Annotated in this window: 17 protein-coding genes; 10 read left to right on the forward strand and 7 right to left on the reverse strand. The window is 62.4% G+C overall.

Going from position 1 to position 20,116, the window contains the following annotated elements:
- Positions 1-9: 9 nt before the first annotated feature.
- Both AACZ17_RS14935 and AACZ17_RS14940 read right to left on the reverse strand, forming a co-directional pair.
- The gene (locus tag AACZ17_RS14935) at positions 10-609 is read right to left on the reverse strand and encodes a GNAT family protein (RefSeq protein WP_290741577.1); all 600 of its coding nucleotides are present in this window, start codon (positions 607-609) and stop codon (positions 10-12) included.
- Positions 606-1,589 (reverse strand): quinone oxidoreductase, encoded by a 984-nt coding sequence (locus AACZ17_RS14940; RefSeq protein WP_290741575.1) that lies wholly within the window; start codon positions 1,587-1,589, stop codon positions 606-608. Before AACZ17_RS14940 ends, AACZ17_RS14935 begins: the two co-directional genes overlap by 4 nt.
- A gap of 162 nt (positions 1,590-1,751) precedes the next feature.
- On the opposite strand from AACZ17_RS14940, the gene AACZ17_RS14945 reads away from it, so the two are divergent.
- On the forward strand, positions 1,752-3,086 hold the full coding sequence (locus AACZ17_RS14945; protein ID WP_339638706.1) for a DEAD/DEAH box helicase: 1,335 nt from the start codon (positions 1,752-1,754) through the stop codon (positions 3,084-3,086).
- A 136-nt stretch (positions 3,087-3,222) separates the two neighbouring features.
- Positions 3,223-5,253 (forward strand): oligopeptidase A, encoded by a 2,031-nt coding sequence (gene prlC / locus AACZ17_RS14950; protein ID WP_290741572.1) that lies wholly within the window; start codon positions 3,223-3,225, stop codon positions 5,251-5,253.
- A gap of 9 nt (positions 5,254-5,262) precedes the next feature.
- Here the strand turns inward: prlC and AACZ17_RS14955 are convergent, their stop codons facing one another.
- Positions 5,263-5,745 (reverse strand): 6-carboxytetrahydropterin synthase, encoded by a 483-nt coding sequence (locus AACZ17_RS14955; protein ID WP_290741570.1) that lies wholly within the window; start codon positions 5,743-5,745, stop codon positions 5,263-5,265.
- A gap of 192 nt (positions 5,746-5,937) precedes the next feature.
- On the opposite strand from AACZ17_RS14955, the gene AACZ17_RS14960 reads away from it, so the two are divergent.
- The 5 genes from AACZ17_RS14960 (at position 5,938) to AACZ17_RS14980 (ending at position 10,829) form a co-directional block, all read left to right on the forward strand.
- Complete coding sequence (locus AACZ17_RS14960) at positions 5,938-6,642, forward strand: SDR family oxidoreductase (protein WP_290741568.1); 705 nt, start codon at positions 5,938-5,940, stop codon at positions 6,640-6,642.
- A 1-nt stretch (position 6,643) separates the two neighbouring features.
- A complete protein-coding gene (locus tag AACZ17_RS14965) occupies positions 6,644-7,432 on the forward strand; it encodes a queuosine precursor transporter (RefSeq protein ID WP_290741565.1) in 789 nt (262 codons plus the stop codon).
- Between the two features lie 120 nt (positions 7,433-7,552).
- Positions 7,553-8,299, forward strand: a complete 747-nt coding sequence (locus AACZ17_RS14970; RefSeq protein ID WP_290741562.1) for a response regulator transcription factor — start codon at positions 7,553-7,555, stop codon at positions 8,297-8,299.
- Positions 8,296-8,664 carry an Hpt domain-containing protein gene (locus AACZ17_RS14975; RefSeq protein WP_290741559.1) on the forward strand — a complete coding sequence of 123 codons (369 nt, stop codon included), beginning with the start codon at positions 8,296-8,298 and terminating at the stop codon, positions 8,662-8,664. The genes AACZ17_RS14970 and AACZ17_RS14975 overlap by 4 nt, the downstream gene beginning before the upstream one ends.
- A 5-nt stretch (positions 8,665-8,669) precedes the next feature.
- Positions 8,670-10,829 (forward strand): GAF domain-containing hybrid sensor histidine kinase/response regulator, encoded by a 2,160-nt coding sequence (locus tag AACZ17_RS14980; RefSeq protein ID WP_290741557.1) that lies wholly within the window; start codon positions 8,670-8,672, stop codon positions 10,827-10,829.
- A 247-nt stretch (positions 10,830-11,076) separates the two neighbouring features.
- On the opposite strand, the gene AACZ17_RS14985 is transcribed toward AACZ17_RS14980, so the two are convergent.
- On the reverse strand, positions 11,077-12,168 hold the full coding sequence (locus AACZ17_RS14985; RefSeq protein ID WP_290741555.1) for a Glu/Leu/Phe/Val dehydrogenase dimerization domain-containing protein: 1,092 nt from the start codon (positions 12,166-12,168) through the stop codon (positions 11,077-11,079).
- A gap of 29 nt (positions 12,169-12,197) precedes the next feature.
- Positions 12,198-15,701, reverse strand: a complete 3,504-nt coding sequence (locus AACZ17_RS14990; protein WP_290741554.1) for an indolepyruvate ferredoxin oxidoreductase family protein — start codon at positions 15,699-15,701, stop codon at positions 12,198-12,200.
- Positions 15,702-15,825: 124 nt separating this feature from the next.
- Here AACZ17_RS14990 and AACZ17_RS14995 point away from each other — a divergent pair, with 124 nt between their 5' ends.
- The 3 genes from AACZ17_RS14995 to AACZ17_RS15005 are packed head-to-tail and all read left to right on the forward strand — an operon-like array spanning position 15,826 to position 18,216.
- Positions 15,826-16,302, forward strand: coding sequence for an Lrp/AsnC family transcriptional regulator (locus AACZ17_RS14995; RefSeq protein WP_290741553.1), 477 nt, complete (start codon positions 15,826-15,828; stop codon positions 16,300-16,302).
- A gap of 7 nt (positions 16,303-16,309) precedes the next feature.
- A complete protein-coding gene (locus AACZ17_RS15000; RefSeq protein ID WP_290741551.1) occupies positions 16,310-17,452 on the forward strand; it encodes a methionine aminotransferase in 1,143 nt (380 codons plus the stop codon).
- On the forward strand, positions 17,440-18,216 hold the full coding sequence (locus tag AACZ17_RS15005; protein WP_290741549.1) for an amidohydrolase: 777 nt from the start codon (positions 17,440-17,442) through the stop codon (positions 18,214-18,216). Before AACZ17_RS15000 ends, AACZ17_RS15005 begins: the two co-directional genes overlap by 13 nt.
- A gap of 37 nt (positions 18,217-18,253) precedes the next feature.
- On the opposite strand, the gene AACZ17_RS15010 is transcribed toward AACZ17_RS15005, so the two are convergent.
- On the reverse strand, positions 18,254-19,282 hold the full coding sequence (locus AACZ17_RS15010) for an OmpA family protein (protein ID WP_290741547.1): 1,029 nt from the start codon (positions 19,280-19,282) through the stop codon (positions 18,254-18,256).
- Between the two features lie 131 nt (positions 19,283-19,413).
- Positions 19,414-20,115: a DnaA regulatory inactivator Hda gene (hda, locus tag AACZ17_RS15015; protein WP_290741545.1), complete on the reverse strand. Its 702-nt coding sequence runs from the start codon at positions 20,113-20,115 to the stop codon at positions 19,414-19,416.
- Between the last annotated feature and the right edge of the window lies 1 nt (position 20,116).

Genomic DNA, 20,116 nt, shown 5'->3' on the forward strand with positions numbered 1-20,116 from the left:
CAAGGCCTCTCAGCGTCCCTCACGCAGCTGTGCCAGGCGTCGCTTGACCGCGGGCCACTCGGTATCCAGGACGCTGAAGTAGACGGAGTCCCTCGAGAAGTCGTTCTGCACAATGCGGTGTTTGCGCAGCACGCCCTCCCGGATCGCGCCGATCCGCTCCAGCGCGCGCTGGGAGCGTAAATTGCGCGCGTCGGCCTTGAACTCCACGCGCAGGCAGCGCAAGCGCTCGAAGGCGTGGGTGAGCAACAACAGCTTGGTTTCCGTGTTGATACCCGTGCGCTGCCACTCCTGGCCCAGCCAGGTCCAGCCGATCTCCAGGCTGCGATGTTCGGGCAGCATATTCAGGTAGCGCGTACTGCCCACAATCTTGCCCTTGGCGTTCTCGACGATCGCCCACGCCTGTTCACCGGGCGCGGCAATGGCCTCATCGATCCACTGCCGCGTGTCTGCCAGGTCGATGAAGCAGCTGCGCGGCATATAGGCCCAGTCAGGGGCATGGCAACCGCGCAAAAACAGGCCCTGGGCGTGCGCCTGCGAAAGTGGCTCCAGTCGCACCTGCTCGCCCTGCAGCACGCGCGTATGCCCCTCGGCACCCGGGGGAGCGTTCACGGTAGCAGGAGTGTGGAGCCGGTGGTCAGGCGGCACTCCAGGTCGGTATGGGCTCGCGCAACCTCCGCCAGCGGGTAACGCTGGCCGATGCTGACCTGTACCTCACCCGCGAGCAGACGATCAAATACCGCCGCAGAGGACATGCGCAGGTCTTCGGTCGATGCGGTATAGGTGAGCAGCGTGGGGCGGGTCACGTAGAGCGAACCCATATTGGCCAGAGTTTGCAGGTCCAGTGGCTCAGGCTTGCCGGACGCATTGCCGAAACTGACCAGCATGCCGCGCGGCTGCAGGCTGGCGAGTGAGGCATCGAAGGTGTCGCGGCCTACGCCATCATAGACCACGGGCACACCCTGTCCCCCTGTCAGCTCACGCACTCGTTCTGCAACATTCTCCTCGGCGTAATTCACCACCTGCGCATAACCGTGCGCCAGCGCCAGCTCCGCCTTTGCCGCCGAGCTGACCGTGCCAATGGCCGTAACACCCATGGCACGCGCCCACTGGCCAAACAGCAGCCCCACGCCGCCGGCCGCCGCGTGGAACAGGCAGGTCTGACCGGCCTTCATCGGGAACACCCGCTGCAGCAGAAACTCGGTGGTCTGGCCCTTCAACAGGGCCGCGGCCGCTGTTTCGAAGTCGATGCCATCCGGGATCCTGACCAGCCGTGAGGCCGGCAGGTTCACCGCCTGGGCGTAGGCACCGAACAGGGCCGAGCAGTAGGCAACACGGTCTCCGACGGCGAATTCGGCGCCCTCCCCGACGGCGGTTACGACGCCGGCGCCCTCCATGCCCAACCCACTGGGTAGCGGGATCGGATACAGGCCGCTGCGGTGGTAGGTGTCGATAAAGTTCAGGCCGATGGCCTGTTGCGTCACCGTCACCATGCCGGGCCCCGGCTGCGGCAGTTCAACATCCACCAGCTGCATGACCTCGGGCCCGCCCGTTTCCTCGATACGAACCGCTTTTACCGTTCCTGTGTGCATGCGACTGTCTGATCCCCGTGTCGATGCGGCTTAGTGTGCCAAACAAGCGAAGCAGAGGGAACGACTAGTTACGGTTAACCATGCGTGTCGGGGATACATCGTCGGCGTGATACACTTTACTCCCTGACAGGCGCAGGGAAAGCACCCGCGCCGCGGCACGAGATGACCCATGTGTTAGAGAACCTCGACCTTGACCGTAGCCTGCAACTTGCGCTGGAGGAGCTGGCTTTCGGGCAGCCCACGGCGGTACAGCAGGACGTTATTCCCCTGGCGCTGGCGGGTGCCGACCTGCGTGTGAGCGCCCCCACCGGCAGTGGCAAGACGCTGGCCTACCTGCTGCCGGGCCTGCAGGCCCTGCTGGGGGACACTCTGCCCACCGGCGGCGGAACCCTCATGCTGGTGCTGGTACCCACGCGGGAACTGGCCCGGCAGGTGCTGAAAAGCTGTCGCCAGTTGCTGGCCAAGAGCTCACTGCGCGCGGATGCCCTGACCGGGGGTGCCGACTTCAAGTACCAGAAATCCCTGCTGCGGAAAAATCCCGAGGTCGTCATAGCGACACCGGGGCGCCTGCTGGAACACTGCGAACATCGCAGCGCCGACCTCAGCGGCCTTCGCGTACTGGTCATTGACGAGGCGGACCGCATGCTGGACATGGGTTTCAGGGACGATGTTCTCAAAATCGCGGCGTTCTGCCCCCCGCAGCGGCAAACCCTGCTGCTTTCGGCCACGCTGCATGCGCGCGGGCTCGGCGACATGAGTGCAGCGCTGCAGAAGGACCCTGTCGCGGTAAGCTGCGGCGACATTCGCGCCGCCCATGAAAGCATTCATCACCAGCGGATCCTCGCCGACAGCCAGGAGCACAAGGACAAACTCCTGCTCGCGCTGCTGCAGGACAGTGGGCGCAAACAGCTGGTCTTTGCCAACAAGCGCAGCACGGCGTCTCGGCTGGCTGATTATCTGCGCCACCACGGCCTGCGCGCAGGCTGCCTGCACGGCGAGATGAGCACCGAGGAGCGCAAGGCCATTGTCACGCGTTTCGAACAGGGCGGGGTGACGACGGTGACCGCCAGCGATGTGGCTGCACGGGGGCTGGACATACAGGGCATCGACACGGTCATCAACTACGATCTGCCACGCAGCGGCGACGATTACCTGCACCGCACCGGTCGCACTGGCAGAGCGGATCACAAGGGCGTTGCCATCTCCCTGGTCAGCGCTGCCGACTGGAACCTGATGATCAGCATCCAGCGCTACCTGAAGATCGAGATGGAGCCGCGCTCGCTCCCGGGCCTGAAAGCGCGCTATGCGGGCCCAAAAAAGATGAAGTCGTCAGGCAAGGCCAGCGGCACCAAGAAGAAGACGCCCGCCGCCAGGAAAAAAGTGCGCGCGCGGGACAGCAAAGCAAAGGGCAGGCCACGCAAATCCGCAGTCACGCGCCCGGCAAACGACGGCTTCGCACCACTGATGAAAAAACGGCGCGAGCCCGACAAGGACTAGTACCGGTCATGCCACCGGCGCGGACAAACCGGTGGAGGGTTGCTACGACGGTAGTGACCGGCAGCCCGCCGCATTCATTCCGCAACGGTGCCACTATCCGTTAAACTGTGGCCGAACTTTCAGGAAATTTCGGAATATGACGAACCCCCTGCTGGAAAAGAACCTTCTGCCGCCATTCTCTGCCATCCGCGCAGAGCATGTTGAGCCGGCAATACGCACACTCATTGAGCGCCACAAGGCTGCACTTGACGGGCTGCTTGCCCAACCCGGTCCCCGCCGCTGGGACTCGCTGGTTGCACCTATCGAGGCCATGGACGACGAGCTGGCGCAGGCCTGGTCACCCGTCGGGCATTTGAACGGAGTCCTGAACAGCGAGGCGCTGCGATCCGCCTACAACGCCTGCCTTCCGCTGCTGTCCGAATACCGTACCTGGGTGGGCCAGAATGCCGCGCTGTATGCCGCCTACCGCGAGCTTGCGGAGAGCCCCGGGTTTGCCGATCTCAGCCAGCCGCAGCAACAGTCTGTGCGCTATGCCCTGCGCGATTTCGAACTGGCCGGTGTCGCACTCCCTGAGGCTGGTAAAAAACGCTTCGGGGAAATACAGCAGCGCCTGTCCGAGCTCAGCAGCCGTTTCAGCGATAACGTGCTGGACGCCACCAATGCCTGGAGCAAGCACGTTACGGCGGAGCAACTACAGGGCCTGCCGGCTTCGGCGCTTGACAGTGCGGCCCAGGCCGCACGACAGCGCGACCTCGACGGCTGCCTGCTGACACTGGACTTCCCTTCGGTATACCCGGTGTTGACCTACTGTGATGACCGCGAGCTGCGCCGCGAGGTCTACCTCGCCAATGTAACGCGCGCCTCCGAGATCGGTCCCCATGGTGGCCAGTTTGACAACAGCACCCTGATGGCGGAGATACTCGACCTGCGCCAGGAACTCGCTCGCCTGCTGGGTTTCGCCCACTACGCGGAATGCTCGCTGGCGACGAAGATGGCCGATAGCCCTGAGCGCGTCATAGAGTTCCTCACCGAACTGGCGGAGCGCTCCAGGCCGCAAGCGCAGGCTGAATGGCGGGATCTGTGTGCCTTCGCGGAGAGCGAGCACCGCCTTGCGCAACTTGAACCCTGGGACGTGGCCTACTACAGCGAAAAACTGCGCCAGCGAACCTTCAGTATTGCGCAGGAAGAGCTGCGCCCGTATCTGCCGGTCGACCGCGTACTGGGCGGCCTGTTTGAGGTCGTTCAACGTCTCTACGGCGTGACGGTCAGCGAAGTGAGCGAGTTCGACAGCTACCACCCGGACGTGCGCCTGTTCGAAATCAGCCAGGCGGGGAAAACGCTGGCGCGCTTCTATCTCGACCTGTACGCCCGCAGCCACAAGCGCGGTGGCGCGTGGATGGACGATTGCCGGGTGCGACGCCTGACGCCGGAGGGCCTGCAACTGCCGGCGGCCTATCTGGTCTGCAACTTTACCGCCCCGGTGGGCGACCAGCCCTCGCTGCTCACTGAAAACGAACTGGTGACACTGTTCCACGAATTTGGACACGGATTGCATCACATGCTCACGGCACAGCATGTGGCGGCAGTATCAGGCATCAACGGCGTGGCGTGGGATGCCGTGGAACTGCCCAGCCAATTCCTGGAAAACTGGTGCTACCAGCCCGAGGCACTGGCGTTCATCTCGGGGCACGTGGACACTGGAGAGCCCCTGCCCCAGGCCCTGCTGGACAAGATGCTGGCGGCGCGCAATTTCCAATCCGGAATGCAGATGATGCGTCAGCTGGAGTTTGCCCTTTTCGACTTTCAGCTGCACCAGCAGTGGGGAGAGCCGGGGGTCACGGTGCAGGGCTTGCTGGACGATGTGCGCGCACGCGTCGCGGTCGTGCCAGCGGTACCCGAAAACCGCTTCCAGCACGCCTTCAGCCACATCTTTGCCGGGGGCTATGCGGCAGGCTACTACAGCTACAAATGGGCCGAGGTGCTGTCCGCTGATGCCTTTGCCCGGTTTGAGGAAGAAGGCATCTTCAACCCGCATACCGGCAGCGATTTCCGGCGTCACATCCTCGAGGCTGGCGGGTCACAGGACGCTATGGCGCTGTTTGTGGCCTTCCGCGGCCGGGAGCCGGACGTCGAACCGCTGCTGCGGCACAGCGGTATCGCGGCGTAGGGCACTGACTCAGGGCTTGTGCCAGCTGGCGCAGCCCTTTTGTCCGGGCCCCGAGGCAACACACAGCTCCACTTCGCGCAGGTCGTCTCCCTCCGAGGCCAGCAGCAGCTGCTGTAGCAGGTAACGGGAGAACTCCTCCACAGTGGCATTGCGCAGTGGCAGGACTCGGGTGTCCGTCTTGAGAAAAAGCATCTCCTCACTGGCGAAGTGCACCCGGTAATAGGCATCGGCATCTTCAATGCGCTGGTGTGGTGAGTCTCCAGCCAGCACAAGATACTCGTCAAGCGCATCGCACAGCGATTTCAGGCGTCGCTTGTACACGTTGTAGTCGGCGGCAAAGCCGTTGTCGCCCATAGGCGCCACGATCTTTGCCGACACGGAATAATTGTGCCCGTGCAGACGCTCGCGTTCAGTCGCGGAAAATATCGTGAAATGCGCCGCAGAAAACTTGTGACTCTCCTTGTCAATGTACAGCGTGGTCAAGCGCTCCATGAGATACTTCCAACCCGGTTATGTTGATTCATTGTTACGAGTCTACGCAGAATAGGCAAGGCTGGACCGCTGGGGCACAATACCGCTGCCGCGGTGCGCGCAAACTGAATCCGGCAGACCTGCGTATTACCAGACAGCAACGCCCGCCGCAGTACCACCCAGCCGGGCGCACCGCACCATCAGGGGGACTCTATGCAGCACACTGCAATCATCACCGGCGCCAGCGTCGGTATCGGTCGCGCCACGGCACAGCGCTTTGTGGCGCTCGGCTACCGCGTCTATAACCTGTCACGACGCGCCTGCCCGGAGCCCGGCGTGGAGAACATCGCCTGTGACCTCGCTTCCGACACCTCCATCGCCAGCGCCTGCGCAACGCTGCTGCCCGTCGTGCGCGAAAGTGCCTCGGTCTGCCTGTTGCACAACGCCAGCCAGATGCGCAAGGATGCGGCTGGAAGCTGCAGCAGTGACAGCCTGCGCGAGGTTCTGGAAACCAACGTGGTCGCGGTCAACACCATCAATCAGCAACTGCTGCCGGTACTGCCGCGAGGTTCCAGCCTGTTGTACATCGGCTCCACACTGTCCGAAAAGGCGGTGGCCGGCTCCTTCAGCTATGTTCTGAGCAAACATGCCCAGCTGGGCATGATGCGGGCCAGCTGCCAGGATCTTATGGGTACGGGCATCCACACAGCGTTGATCTGCCCCGGCTTCACCGACACCGAGATGCTGCGCACGCACATCGGCAATGACCCGCAGGTTGTTGCCGCCATCGGCGGAATGAATGCCTACGGACGACTCATCGATCCGGGTGAAATTGCGGAGCTGGTGGTCTGGTCACACAGCAACCCGGTCATCAACGGCGCGGTACTGCACGCCAATCTGGGACAAAAGGAAGCCTGACATGACTGCGGCCGTCACCGTATGGGAACGCCGGGAGCGGGTTTTCCTGGTTCTGGCAGGGACGTTCCTCTGCGCGATGACGCTGCTGAATGTGATCGGCATCACCCGCTTTATTCAGCTGGGCCCCATGGCATTGGCTGTGGGCGTCCTGCCCTACCCGCTGACTTTTCTCTGCACCGACCTCGTCTGTGAACTGTACGGCCGGGCGCGCGCCAATTTTCTCGTCAGCGTCGGCCTTGGCCTGAACTTCTTCATTCTCCTCGTACTGTTCCTCGGCGACACCATGCCCTCGGTCGGACCGGAGGCGATGCCGCCCTGGCAGGTGCTGCAACTCGCCCAGCCGGTCACACTACCCAGCGGCGAGGTCGTCAGTAACAGCATCGGCCTGTACCAGCTGATCTACGCCACCACATCCGGTGCCGTTTTCGCCTCGATGATGGCCTACATTGCGGCACAGTACTGCGACGTACAGCTGTTTCATTTCTGGAAACGGGTGACGCGGGGCAAATACCTGTGGGTGCGCAACAATTTCAGTACCCTGATGAGCCAGATGGTCGATTCCGTGATGGTGATCACCGTGACCTTCGGCGCCGCCTTCCTGCGCGGTGACATCGCCTTCCAGGCGCTGCTGGTGTTGATCGGCAGCAACTATCTGTTCAAGGCTACCGTCGCGCTGCTGGACACTGGCCCGTTCTACCTGCTCGTGCACTACCTGCGGCGCTATCTCGAGCTGGGCCCCGAGGAGTATGCCGTGCCGGGGGGGCGTTCAGACGGCGTTGCCGGCGGCTAACGGCACCCCAACCTTGTCGTACGCCACGGCGCTTGCAAACTGTTACAAAGCCGTACATGTGCCGGCGGGTAACAGCGCGTATCATCTCAGTCGTGTGCCGCCGAGAACAAGGAAACCGCCGTGGCAGAGGCCAATCTACTGATCATTGACGACGACCTGCTGTTCTGCAAGGTTCTGCGCTACCAACTGGGCGTTCGCAAGTACGACTGTGAATTCGTCGATTCCTCCGTGCAGGCCCTGAAGCGGCTGCAACACTCACCACCGCCCGACCTCATACTGCTGGACTACTTTCTCGGGCCCCAGGACCTGAACGGGCTGCAGCTTTGCAGCCAGATCAAGTCGATCTGCACTGTGCCCGTCATCATGCTCACCGCAAACGACGAAGTGCGCACCACCATCTCCTGCCTGGACGCCGGCGCCGATCAGTACATCGTGAAGCCCTACGATATTGAGGAGCTCATGGCACGCGTTCGGGCTGTGTTGCGACAGCATGGGAGCAGCGACCGCTCACGCGACACTGCCGAGTCCAGTCGCGTTCTCGAGTGGGGCGCCCTGCAAATTGACCCGCTACACCGCACACTCAGCGCCTACGGCAATGAGGTACCGCTGTCTGAAAAAGAGCTGGCGGTGCTCTCAGTGCTGATGCGCAGCGCAGGCAACGCCGTTGAACGCCGCGAGCTCTACAGCATCGTTTACGGCCGGGATTTCGACTCCATGAACCGCGCCATGGATGTACTGGTCGGGCGCACCCGGAAGAAACTCAGATCGCTCACCGACGACTACCGAATCCGTTCGGTACGTGGCACGGGTTATGCCCTGCAGCCCGCCAGAGCAAGCAGAAGCACCCCCGGAGAACCGGCACCATGAGCACGCAACGCAGCGTTTTCGACAGCGACCACCTGCCCCGGTCACTTGAGCTGGAGGATTGGGAGGTGCTTGCGGACTTCTACACCACGTTTCTGCGACAACTGGAAGAGTTCCTGAAGCAAGCACAGGCCACGGCGCCGGCAATGGAGCTGGAGGAGCAGCGTCATCATGCGCACAAACTCGGCTCTTCCTGCCGCACTGTCGGCGCCCCTGCGCTGGCGACGTTACTTGAGGAGCTGGAAAACCTGTGCAGATGTGCGGCAGATACCGACACGCGAAGCAGGCTGCTGACCGAGATTGTCGGGCTGGGTGCAGACACCCACCGCGCCGTTGCCTCACACCTTTCGACGGCCGGGCGCGGCTGACCGGCATGGCCGCCACGCGCGCTGTTTTCGAGGCACTGAACGCCTGCGAGCTTGGCGCGATGCACTGGCGCAAGGGAGTGGGCGCCATCGCGATGAACCGCGCGGTCGCAAGCGCACTGGCGCTGCCGGCGGACACCCATACGATACTCGAAGAAGATTTCTGGGCCATGGTGTACGAGGAGGATCGCGCAAGAGCGACCCGCAGTCTCGACCATTACATGGAACAGGGCCTTGAGGAAGCCGTGGAGATACCCCTGCGGGTTATCACACCGGGCGGCGCCATGCGCAAACTACAGTGCGTGCTCAGCCTCGTTGCCGACCCTGCGCTGCCGCAGGACGACCTGATGATTCTGCTGCGCGACGTGACGCAGGCAGAACTTGCCCGCACAGAAACACTGCAGAAGTCCGAATTGGAGCGGCTGATCATCTCCATTTCCATCAAGCTGCTGGAAGCGCCGATCGAGAGCATAGACGCCATCATCATTGAGGCCCTGGGTGACACCTCACGGTATGTCGGCGCCGACCGAGGCTACCGGTTCACCTATGACTGGGAACATGGGACATGCAGCAATACCCACGAGTGGTGCGCGGAGGGCATCGATCCCCAGATTGACTTCCTGCAGGATATTTCGCTGCGGGGCATGGAGATGTGGAGCAGCAACCACAGGAAGCGGTTGCCGTTCATCATCTCCTCGGTGCGTGGACGCAGTCCTGAAGACGCAGTGCGCGCGGTACTTGAGCCGCAGGGCATTCAGTCTCTGGCGACTTTTCCCGAGCTATTGGGTGCGGAGTGTATTGGCTTCATCGGCTTCGACTCGGTGCGCAGCACGCGCCAGTACAGTGATGTGGAAATCAGGCTGCTGGAACTGCTGGGCGACCTCATCGCCCATACCGTAGAGCGTCGGCGCCGGGAACAGGAGTTATTGGACACCCTGCGTTCGCTGAAGGAATCACGCAACTCTGCGCTGACCATGGCCGCCGTGGCCAGTTCCGCCAATGAGGCGAAATCACGCTTCGTGGCAACCATGAGCCATGAAATTCGTACGCCCCTGCATGTCATTCTGGGGATGACCGAGCTACTGAAGGCAACCGTGCTGGACGAGAACCAGCGCTCCCAGCTTGACGCGCTGGAATCCTCAGGGCGAAACCTTGCCGAGCTGATTGGCGACATTCTCGAAGTGTCGCGCATCGAGAGCGGTAACCTCGCGCTGCAGCCGGTGCCACTTGCATTGCAGGACCTCAGCGGCCCCGTGGAAAAGGTCATGCGGCCGCTGGCCGAGCGCAAGCGCATCGGGCTGCGGTTCAGTCTGCCGGAAGATGCGTCCTGCCGCTTCTTCAACGATGCCATCAGGATCCGCCAGGTGATCCAGAACCTGGTCGGCAATGCCATCAAATTCACTGAACGGGGCGGCGTGGATGTGGCACTGCGCGTGACGCCACCACGGGCACAGGCAGACAGGAACCTCTGGCGCCTGCATGTCACGGTTAGCGATACGGGTATCGGCATGCCAAAGAGCGTGCTGGCGCATTTGCACGAACCGTTCTACCAGGCTGCGGCGGACGGCCCCGCAAGGGCAGGCGGCACCGGGCTGGGTCTGGCCATTGTCTATAACCTGGTCAGCGCGATGGGCGGCACTGTCACGGTAGACAGCGAGCTGGGAAAAGGCTCTCAGTTCGCGGTGAGCCTGCCACTCCAGCCGCTGGCTGAACAGGAGAGCACAGGGCATTCAGCCAGCGGCGCAAACCAAACCCATGCGGGCAGCGAGTTTGCCGACACATTTCACGGCAGGCGTATCCTGCTGGCGGAAGACAACCTGATGAACCAGCGCCTTGTGCAAACGCACCTGCGGAGCCTTGACTGCGAACTCATGTTTGCCGAAACCGGTGAAGAAGCCGTGGCACTGGTGACCCAACACGACTTCGACCTGATACTGATGGACTGCCAGATGCCTGTCATGAACGGCTTCGACGCGACCCGCGAGATCCGCGCCATACTGCGGCAGAAGCAGCGACACCAGCCCGCCATCCTGGCCGTCACCGCCAATTCTGTACAGGGGGACAGGGAAAGGTGTCTCAGCGCGGGCATGGATGACATGCTCAGCAAGCCCTTTTCGCGCCAGGAACTGATTGCAGCTGTCGCGCAGTGGATTGCCAGGGTCACCTGAGCCCAGTAGTGCGACCGGGGCAGGATACGGATACCCAACGTTACAGTGCGCGCACACGACCTCTGCTAGGCTAGCCGCTTTTCCCATTCGAGAATCAGCATGGCACAGCAGACACCGGAGGCCGCACTGGCGGCGCTTGACTGTCGACCCGGCACACTCACTGGCGGAGCAAGAGAAGAGCGGCGCCGCCTTCACGCAGCCTCCCCTGCCCTCTTGCCGCTTGTCGTGGCGAGCGGCTTGACCAGTATTATCGCGCTGCAGGCGCTGCTCGGCCTGGTAACTCAGTAGCTCGGGGAGCCCGCGCTGCATCGCGCAGGTATTCCACCGCCAGCGCCTCGGCAACCTCGTTCGACGGCCTTCCCGTCACATCTGCGCGGTGCAGCACCTCCGCCAAGGTGTCGACAATGCGCTCAATGTGCGCCCGCTTCGCTTCCGCCGGCAAACCGGCACGCTGATAGTGCACATCAATGATACCTCCTGCATTGATCAGGAAGTCAGGACAGTAAAGAATGCCATGACCCTGCAGCCGCGCGGAATCCTCTGCCGTGGCCAGCTGGTTATTGGCAGCCCCGGCCACGATCCCCGCACGCAGGGTGTCGATTGACCGCGCGTTCAGCACGGCGCCCATGGCGCAGGGTGCAAGAACGTCCACTTCAAGGCTGAGGATCTCCGCGGGATCCACGGCTATCACACCCAACTCGTCACTTGCACGTGCAATGTTTGCCGGATTGACGTCGGCGCCGTAGACCACGGCACCGTCCGTGCGCAGATGACGGGCCAGGTGGTATCCGACATGGCCGAGGCCCTGCACCGCCACGCGCAGCCCCGACGTGCTGGCAACGCCGAGGCGGTGCTGCACTGCCGTACGAATCGCGAGAAATACGCCGTAGGCGGTACTCGGAGACGGATCGCCACCGTGTTCATTGTCGTCTATACCGCTGACATAGGGGGTGCGCCCGGCCATTCTGCGCAGGTCCTCCACACCGGTTCCCGAATCTTCTGCAGCGACGTAGCGACCTCCCTGGGCATGCACAAAATCGCCCATGGCGCTGATCAGCGCGGGCGTTTTATCACGACGGGGGTCGCCTATGATCACCGACTTGCCGCCGCCCATGGGCAGCCCGGCCAGAGCCGATTTGTAGGTCATGCCGCGGGACAGGCGCAGCACATCGTGCAGGGCATCGGCATCACTGGCATAGGGAAACATGCGGCAGCCCCCGACGCCCGGGCCGAGCGTGGAGTCGTGCACGGCGATAATCGCTCGCAGTCCTGTGCGGGCATCGCTGCCAAACGCCACCAGTTCGTGGCTATCCCAGGCGGGGGCTGAAAACACGCTCATGAAGAGTTCCTTTTATCTACCGCCTGTACTCAGGCGGCGTTGACGATGGTGACCGGATCAGCAGTGTCCCCTCGAAACTGCCGCAGCAGCGCCGCACGCTGCTCCGCCAGGTTTTCGCGGTTGCGATCCTTGACGTGACCAAAGCCGCGCAAGCGGGACGGCAGGGCCGCCAGCGCCACAGCCGTGGCGTAATTGTCGGGGTTCAGACCTGCGCACAGCTCCGCAAGCAGCGCGATGTAGTCATCAATGTCCGCGCGCTCCTGGCGACGCTCTGCCGTGTACCCAAAGATATCCAGACGCGTTCCACGCAGCCGGCGCAGCCTGGCCAGCCAGCCGAAGGCCTTCAGCATCCACGGGCCGAACTCCTGCTTGATCAGGTGGCCGGTAGATGGGTCACGCTTGCTGAACAGAGGCGGCGCCAGGTTGAAGCGCAGTTCGAAATCCCCCTCGAACTGTTGTTGCACCTTGTGCAGGAACTCGCCATCACTGTACAACCTGGCAACTTCGTACTCATCCTTGTAAGCCATCAACTTGTAGAGTGCCCTGGCGACAACTGCGCTCAGGCTGCCAGGCTCCTCCGCCCGCGGGTCCGCAGCGCGCACACTGTTCACCTGCTGCAGGTAACGCTCCGCGTAAGCGGCATCCTGGTACGCCGTTAGACGTGCAGCGCGGTCGGCTGCGATCTCGTCCACCTGCTCGAGGCGGGGAGCGGCGCGAGGCGCCAGTTCTTCCACCAGGGCCAGCACCTGTTGCGGCTGGTCTGCACAGCGGCGTCCCCACAGGAACGCCTGCTTGTTGAAGTTGACGGCAACCGCGTTCAGTTCTATCGCCTCTTCCAGCGCAGCGGCCGAAACCGGCACCAGGCCCTGCTGCCAGGCATAGCCGAGCAGAAACAGGTTGGCGGCAATGGAGTCGCCCAGTAGTTGTGTGGCAATCCTCGTGGCATCAATGAAGAACGCAGACGCCTCACCCACTTCGTCACTGACCTTGGCTTTCATCGACGCCGTGGGGAAGCGCGCGTCCGGATCCAGGATGAAAGCCGACGTGGGCACTTCAGCATCGTTGACCACGGCGTGCGTGCGACCGTGCGCGACCTTGCCCAGTGCCTCATACGTCGAGGTGACGACAAGGTCGCAGCCCAGCAGCAGGTCGGCTTCCCCGGCAGGAATGCGCACTGCCTTGATGTCCTCCTGCCTTGCGCTGACCCGCACATGGCTGACCACAGCGCCGAACTTCTGTGCCAGCCCGGTCTGGTTCATGGTCGCGCAGCCCTTGCCCTCAATGTGTGCCGCCATCGCCACCAGTGCCGTAATCGTCAGGACACCGGTACCACCAACACCCGTCACCACGGTATTCCACGGTTTGTCCAGTGAAGGCAGACTGGGCTCCGGCAGCGGGTCAAACAGGGCTTCAACGCCGCCCGCGGCGCCTTCCGGCTTGCGCAGCCTGCCCCCAACCACGGACACAAAGCTCGGACAAAAGCCGTTGGCGCAGCTGTAATCCTTGTTGCATGAACTCTGGTCTATCTGGCGCTTGCGCCCCAGCTCCGTTTCCTTGGGCAGTACCGAAAGGCAGTTGGACTTGATACTGCAATCGCCGCAGCCTTCACAGACGGCGTCATTGATGAACAGGCGCTTGGCGGGATCTTCCAGCTGCCCCTTCTTGCGGCGGCGGCGCTTTTCCGCTGCACAGGTCTGTACGTAAACGATCACCGAGGTCCCGGCGAATTCCCGCAGCTCCCGCTGCAGGGCGTCCATCTCGCTGCGGTCATGCAAACTGTAATAGTCGGTAATGCCGTGGAACTGTCCGCTCCAGGCTTCCGGATGATCGCTGACCAGCGCGATACGCCGCACGCCCTCGGCGGCGACCTGGCGCACCAGATCGCCCACAGTCAGGGTGCCATCCAGTGGCTGTCCGCCGGTCATGGCAACCGCATCGTTATAGAGAATCTTGTAGGTGATATTCACGCCCGCCGCGACAGCCGCACGAATGGCGAGAATACCCGAGTGAAAATAGGTGCCGTCCCCAAGATTCTGGAAGACATGCCGGGTATCGGTGAACGGTGCCTGCCCGATCCACGTGGCGCCCTCTCCCCCCATTTGTGTGAAGGTGTGGGTCTGCCGGTCAGGCATCCAGGTCGCCATGTAGTGACAACCGATACCCCCCAGGGCGTGACTGCCCTCGGGCACCCGGGTTGACGTGTTGTGTGGGCACCCCGAGCAAAAATGCGGCACGCGCTCAATGGTCTCGCGCGGCTGCGCCAGGGAGCGTTCTTTCTCCTCTATCCAGCGGATACGTCGATCCATGCTGTCGGACTGGTAGAAGCGGCGAATCCGGCTGGCGATGGCCAGCGCCACCATGGCCGGGGTCAACTCTGCCAGATTGGGCAGGAGGTCCCTGCCGGCCTCATCAAACTCACCGATGACACGCGGCCGCGCTGCGACAGGGTAATTATAAAGCTGCCCGGTAAGCTGGTCTTCGATGATGGAGCGCTTCTCTTCCACGACCAGGATTTCTTCCAGCCCCTCAGCAAAGTCGTGGGTTACACGCGGCTCAAGTGGCCAGGGCATGCCCACCTTGTAGACGCGCAGGCCGATCTCCGCCGCGACCGCATCATCAATGCCCATGTCCTCCAGCGCCTGCATCACATCGAGGTAGGCCTTGCCCGTCGTGATGATGCCGAGGCGTGGATTCAGGCAGTCCACGACAATGCGATTGATGCCGTTAACCCGGGCAAATTCGCGGGCCGCGTAGATCTTGAACTTGTTGAGCCGCAGTTCCTGCTCAAGTGGCTTGTCGGGCCAGCGGGCATGCACACCGTCTGCCGGCAGCTGGAAGTCCTCAGGGAGGACAATGTTGATACGATTGGGATCGATGTCGGCAGAGATCGCCGAGTCCATATTCTCGGTGATGGCCTTGAGCGCCACCCAGCAACCGCTGTAGCGCGACAACTCCCAGCCAAAAATACCCAGATCGAGCACTTCCTGCACGTTGGCCGGGCTCAACACCGGCACTGAGGCGCCGATGAACATGTGCTCCGACTGGTGAGGCAGGGTAGACGATTTACAGGCGTGGTCATCGCCGGCCACCGCCAGCACGCCGCCATAACGCGAAGTGCCGAAGGCGTTGGCGTGTTTGATGACATCCATGCTGCGGTCAACCCCGGGCCCCTTGCCGTACCACATACCGAACACACCGTCGTAGCGCGCCCCTGCAAACAGATTGGTTTGCTGGCTTCCCCACACCGAGGTTGCCGCCAGGTCCTCGTTCAATCCCGGCTGGAAGTGGATATTGTGCTGCTTCAGCCACGGCTCCGCCTTCCACATGGCCTGGTCGACACCGCCCACGGGTGAGCCGCGGTATCCGGAAATGAAACCCGCCGTGTTGAGACCCGCGCGGCGGTCGCGTTGCTGCTGCAGCATCGGCAACCGGACCAGCGCCTCGATGCCGGTCATGTACGCGCGGGTCGTGTCCAGCGCGTATTTGTCGTCCAGCGACACTTTGGTTAGAGCCTTGCGGTTATCGTTTGTCATGACGGCTGCTCCTGCACGGATGTGGAATTCTGCGCCAGACGGCGAGGATTTGTTATTTGATTTTCCGGCTGTTTGGGGCATATTATGAATAAAATATGCATTTCAATGACGATTAAAGGCAAAAATGACTAACAAGCTGGCCAATCAGGACATCGAGATACTGAAGATCCTGCAGCGGGATGCCACCACCAGTACCGCCAGCATCGCCGAGAGGATCAACCTGTCCCAGTCACCCTGCTGGCGGCGCATCAATCGCCTTGAGGAAGATGGCATTATCCAGCGGCGTGTCGCCCTGCTGGACCGCGCGCAGTTGGGTATGGATGTGGTGGTGTTCGCCACGATTAACCTGACCGCCACCGGGCGGCAGAACCTGGTCAGTTTTGAAACGGAAATCGTCAATCATCCCGAAGTCGTGGAGTGCTACACCATGACGGGCATCTGGGACTACATGCTGAAAATCGTCACCCGGGACATCCGCCACTACGAAGACTTTGTGCGCAACACGCTCACCACCAGCCCCGGCATCCGCGAGCTGCATTCCCATATGGCGGTAACCGAAATCAAGAACACCACCGAATTGCCGCTGGACACACAACTGTAGGTCGACCATGTTGCAGAGCAAACTTCCGGCAGTGGGCACCACCATTTTTACGCGCATGTCCGCACTGGCCCAGAAGCAGGGCGCGCTGAATCTCTCACAGGGTTTCCCGGATTTCGCGGCCCCCGAGGCCCTGCGTAAAGCACTGGCGCGCCATGCCCTGGAGGGGCACAACCAATACGCACCGATGGCTGGGTTGCCCGAGCTGCGCGAGGCAATTGCGGCACAGCTGGCGCGGCACCGCAACGTCGAATGTGACCCGGAAAGTGAAATCACGGTGCTGCCCGGCGCGACGGAGGCCATCTACTGCGCGATCACCGCCTGTATCAACCTCGGTGACGAGGTCATCCTGCTTGACCCCTGTTATGACAGCTATCGACCGGCGGTGCTCCTCGCGGGGGGCGTGCCTGTCCACATACCTCTTACTCCGGGCACCTTCCGACCGGACTGGGCGCGGGTCGAAGCCGCAATCAGCCGCCGCACGCGCATGCTGGTGGTCAACTCGCCACACAATCCTACCGGGGCAATGCTGGAAAAAGAGGATCTTGAAACCCTGAACGCACTGGTCGCGAATTACGGCCTTCTGGTGGTGAGCGACGAAGTGTACGAATATCTGGTCTACGATGGCCGGGTGCACTACAGCGCGCTGCAGTTTGACGCGTTGCGCGCGGCCACCTTCGCCGTGTTCTCCTTTGGCAAAACCTACGGCGTGACTGGTTGGAAAACCGGATATTGTGTTGCCCCGCCGGCGCTGACGGCAGAGCTGCGCAAGGTTCACCAATTCGTCTGCTTTGTCGCGGTAACGCCGGTGCAGCAGGCCCTGGCCGACTTCATGTGCGCGGAGCCGGACTATCCGCTTACCCTTGCTGCGCTCTACCAGGGCAAGCGCGACCTGTTCAACCGCGCACTGACGGGCTCACCGTTTCGCCTGGAACCCAGCGCCGGAAGTTATTTCCAGCTTCTCGACTACACTGACATCACTGACACACCGGACGCCCAACTCTGTGAGCTGTGGACGAAGGACCCTGGCGTGGCCTCCATACCCATTTCAGTGTTTTACCAGCAACCGCCTGAGCAGCACCTGCTGCGCTTCTGCTTCGCCAAGCAGGACGCCGTGCTGCAGCAGGCCGCGGAGCGACTATGCAAGATCTGACGGTTACCCTGGTGCAATGTGAACTGGCCTGGGAAGCACCTGCCGACAACCGGCGGCACCTCGAGGCGCTGCTTGAACGCAGCGCAGCGGGCAGCGATCTCGTGGTGCTGCCGGAAATGTTCACCACCGGCTTTTCGATGAATGCGCTGGCCAATGCCGAGCCAACCGGCGGCGACACCGAGCGCTGGATGCAGCGGCTGGCGCGGCAACACGACTGCGCCATCACCGGCAGCATCGCCGTGCGCACCGAGGGCGATGCCGTTTACAACCGCATGCTGTTTGTCACTCCCGACGGCGGCATTACCCACTACGATAAACGCCACCTGTTTCGCATGGCGGGCGAACACGAGCGCTATGCCGGCGGCAAGGAGCGGGTCACTGTGACCTGGCGTGGTTGGCGCATTCTGCTGCAGGTGTGCTACGACCTGCGCTTTCCCGTGTTCAGCCGGAACCGGGGAGATTACGATCTGGCGCTGTATGTCGCCAACTGGCCTGCAGCCAGACGTCTGCACTGGCGTGCGCTGCTGCCGGCTCGGGCGATTGAAAACGCGGCCTGCGTGGTGGGTGTGAACAGGATCGGCAGGGATGCCAAAGACGTGGATTACGCGGGTGACAGTCTCGCCATTGCGGCAGACGGCAACATGCTGGCGGACCTTACAAATGAAAACGGCACTGTCAGCGTCGTACTGAACAGTGCCGATCTTCTTGCTTACCGGACCCGATTTCCCTGCCACCTGGATGCGGACGACTTCCAGCTGCGCTGAACAGTCGTCCCACCGCTTGCGGCGTCAGGGCGCCGATTTACTCCTTGTATTCAACTTCCAGCGTAGCCATTACGCGACGGTTCTCGGCGCGGCCTTCACTGGTGTCGTTGCTCGCAACCGGGCGAGACTCACCGTAACCAACGGCTTCCAGACGGTCAGCGCTGATGCCGTGCTGGTTGACCAGCAGATCAACCACTGCCTGCGCGCGACGCTGGGACAGTTGCTGGTTGTAGTTCTCGGGACCCACGCTGTCGGTGTGGCCTTCGACGTCAACCTGCAGGTCGCTGAAGCGCTTCAGGAACGCGGCCAGCTCGCTGATGTCGCCAAAGTACACTTCCTTCACCTTGGTGGAGTCGAAGTCGAAGTTGACCTTCAGCTTGATGGACGCCACCTGGGCGACCGGCAGCGGGCAGCCCGTCGCGTCTACGCGGGTGCCAGCAGGCGTGCCGGGGCACTGGTCGCGGTCGTCAGTGACGCCGTCACCATCGGAATCAACCGGAGCTGCTGCAACACGGGTCGGCTCAGGATCCGCTTCGACCTTGCCGAAGTAGAAGTTGAGACCAGCGGTGAGCAGGAAATCGTTCTCGCTTTCGTCCAGGCTGTGCAGCATGCGCGCATCCAGACGGGCACCGAAGCGCGGAGTCAGCATCCAGCGCAAACCACCACCGGCATTGGCCGTGGTTTCAACCGTATCAAAGACATCGGCGTCGATGTCGATCTCACCCATACCGAAAGCCAGGTAGGGGCGAACGCGGTTGCCGCCACCGATGTAGCTGCCGGTGTAGTACATCATGCCGACCTGCCAGGCTGCGACGTCGGTTTCGGTACCATCGTTGTAGCGCGTGCTGTCTTCGGCGTACATGACTTCAGCCGCCCAGTTGTCAGTGAAGGCGTACTCCAGGCCGACGACGGGAGTTTCGGTGTCTTTCAGGCGCCGATCGCCGTCAAACACGAACTGGCCGATACCGACGTTGAAAGTCAGCGGGACCTCCGCGGAGACCGGTGCAGCAAACATGGATGCGGCAGTTGCCACTGCGGCAACGCCGGCAAGAAATTGTTGTTTCATTACATACACTCCTGTTGAACGGACAAGGCCCCCTACACAATGGCCATTACGCAATGATACAGAGTCGGGCGCCAATCTCCAGCACGACGGGGTTAAAAAATTCACAGTCTTAATGCGGAATATTTCAGCAACTAGACGCCCAGCACCTGCTTCACAAACGGCACGGTGAGTGCGCGCTGGTCGGCGAGGGAGCGGGCATCGAGCCGGTCCAGGACCTGCATCAGCGCCGCCATTTCCCGCGGGGCGCGGCTGACCAGAAAGCGACCAACTTCGGACGGCATGTCGAGGCCACGGCAGCGCGCGCGGAACTGCAGGATGGCCTGTAGCTGCTCGTCATCCGGTGCGGGCAGCTGAAACACCGGTCCCCACCCCAAACGCGAGCGCAGGTCATCCAGCGTCACTGCCAGTTGACGGGGGCTGTTGCGGCCCGCAAACAGAAGGCGACAACCGCGCTCGCGCGCGCGATTGTAGAAATGAAACAGCGCTTCCTCCCAGGCCGGATTGCCCGCAACCCGGTCCAGGTCGTCAATGCACACCAGGCCCTGCCGCTCCAGCCCGCTGAGCAACTCCGCCGCGGGCGCGGCCTGCAACTCTGTCAGCGGCAGGTATGAGCTGTTGTCAGGGATCAGGTGGCACGCCGCCTGCAGCAGATGTGATTTGCCACCGCCGTGAGGGCCGTAGAGATAAATGGCCGGCTCTCCCGTGGCCAGGCCCTGCCCGCGCAGCGCCGCCAGCAGGGGTTCGTGCGCCGCGGTGGCGAGAAAGCTGGCAAAGGTGGCGTCGTCACGCAGCCGCATGTTCAAGGCCAGCTGACTGGCCGGCGCCACCGACACG

It is taken from the genome of uncultured Haliea sp. (assembly GCF_963973825.1).
GTDB lineage: Bacteria > Pseudomonadota > Gammaproteobacteria > Pseudomonadales > Halieaceae > Haliea.

Bases quoted from the DNA above. Each gene is read 5' to 3' on its own strand.
- AACZ17_RS14960 (WP_290741568.1), top strand. From the start codon at position 5,938: ATGCAGCACACTGCAATCATCACCGGCGCCAGCGTCGGTATCGGTCGC.
- AACZ17_RS14955 (WP_290741570.1), bottom strand. From the start codon at position 5,745: ATGGAGCGCTTGACCACGCTGTACATTGACAAGGAGAGTCACAAGTTT.
- AACZ17_RS14985 (WP_290741555.1), bottom strand. From the start codon at position 12,168: ATGAGCGTGTTTTCAGCCCCCGCCTGGGATAGCCACGAACTGGTGGCG.
- AACZ17_RS14965 (WP_290741565.1), top strand. From the start codon at position 6,644: ATGACTGCGGCCGTCACCGTATGGGAACGCCGGGAGCGGGTTTTCCTG.
- prlC (WP_290741572.1), top strand. From the start codon at position 3,223: ATGACGAACCCCCTGCTGGAAAAGAACCTTCTGCCGCCATTCTCTGCC.
- AACZ17_RS14995 (WP_290741553.1), top strand. From the start codon at position 15,826: ATGACTAACAAGCTGGCCAATCAGGACATCGAGATACTGAAGATCCTG.
- AACZ17_RS14945 (WP_339638706.1), top strand. From the start codon at position 1,752: ATGACCCATGTGTTAGAGAACCTCGACCTTGACCGTAGCCTGCAACTT.
- AACZ17_RS15005 (WP_290741549.1), top strand. From the start codon at position 17,440: ATGCAAGATCTGACGGTTACCCTGGTGCAATGTGAACTGGCCTGGGAA.
- AACZ17_RS14990 (WP_290741554.1), bottom strand. From the start codon at position 15,701: ATGACAAACGATAACCGCAAGGCTCTAACCAAAGTGTCGCTGGACGAC.
- AACZ17_RS15010 (WP_290741547.1), bottom strand. From the start codon at position 19,282: ATGAAACAACAATTTCTTGCCGGCGTTGCCGCAGTGGCAACTGCCGCA.
- AACZ17_RS14940 (WP_290741575.1), bottom strand. From the start codon at position 1,589: ATGCACACAGGAACGGTAAAAGCGGTTCGTATCGAGGAAACGGGCGGG.
- AACZ17_RS14980 (WP_290741557.1), top strand. From the start codon at position 8,670: ATGGCCGCCACGCGCGCTGTTTTCGAGGCACTGAACGCCTGCGAGCTT.
- AACZ17_RS15000 (WP_290741551.1), top strand. From the start codon at position 16,310: ATGTTGCAGAGCAAACTTCCGGCAGTGGGCACCACCATTTTTACGCGC.
- AACZ17_RS14975 (WP_290741559.1), top strand. From the start codon at position 8,296: ATGAGCACGCAACGCAGCGTTTTCGACAGCGACCACCTGCCCCGGTCA.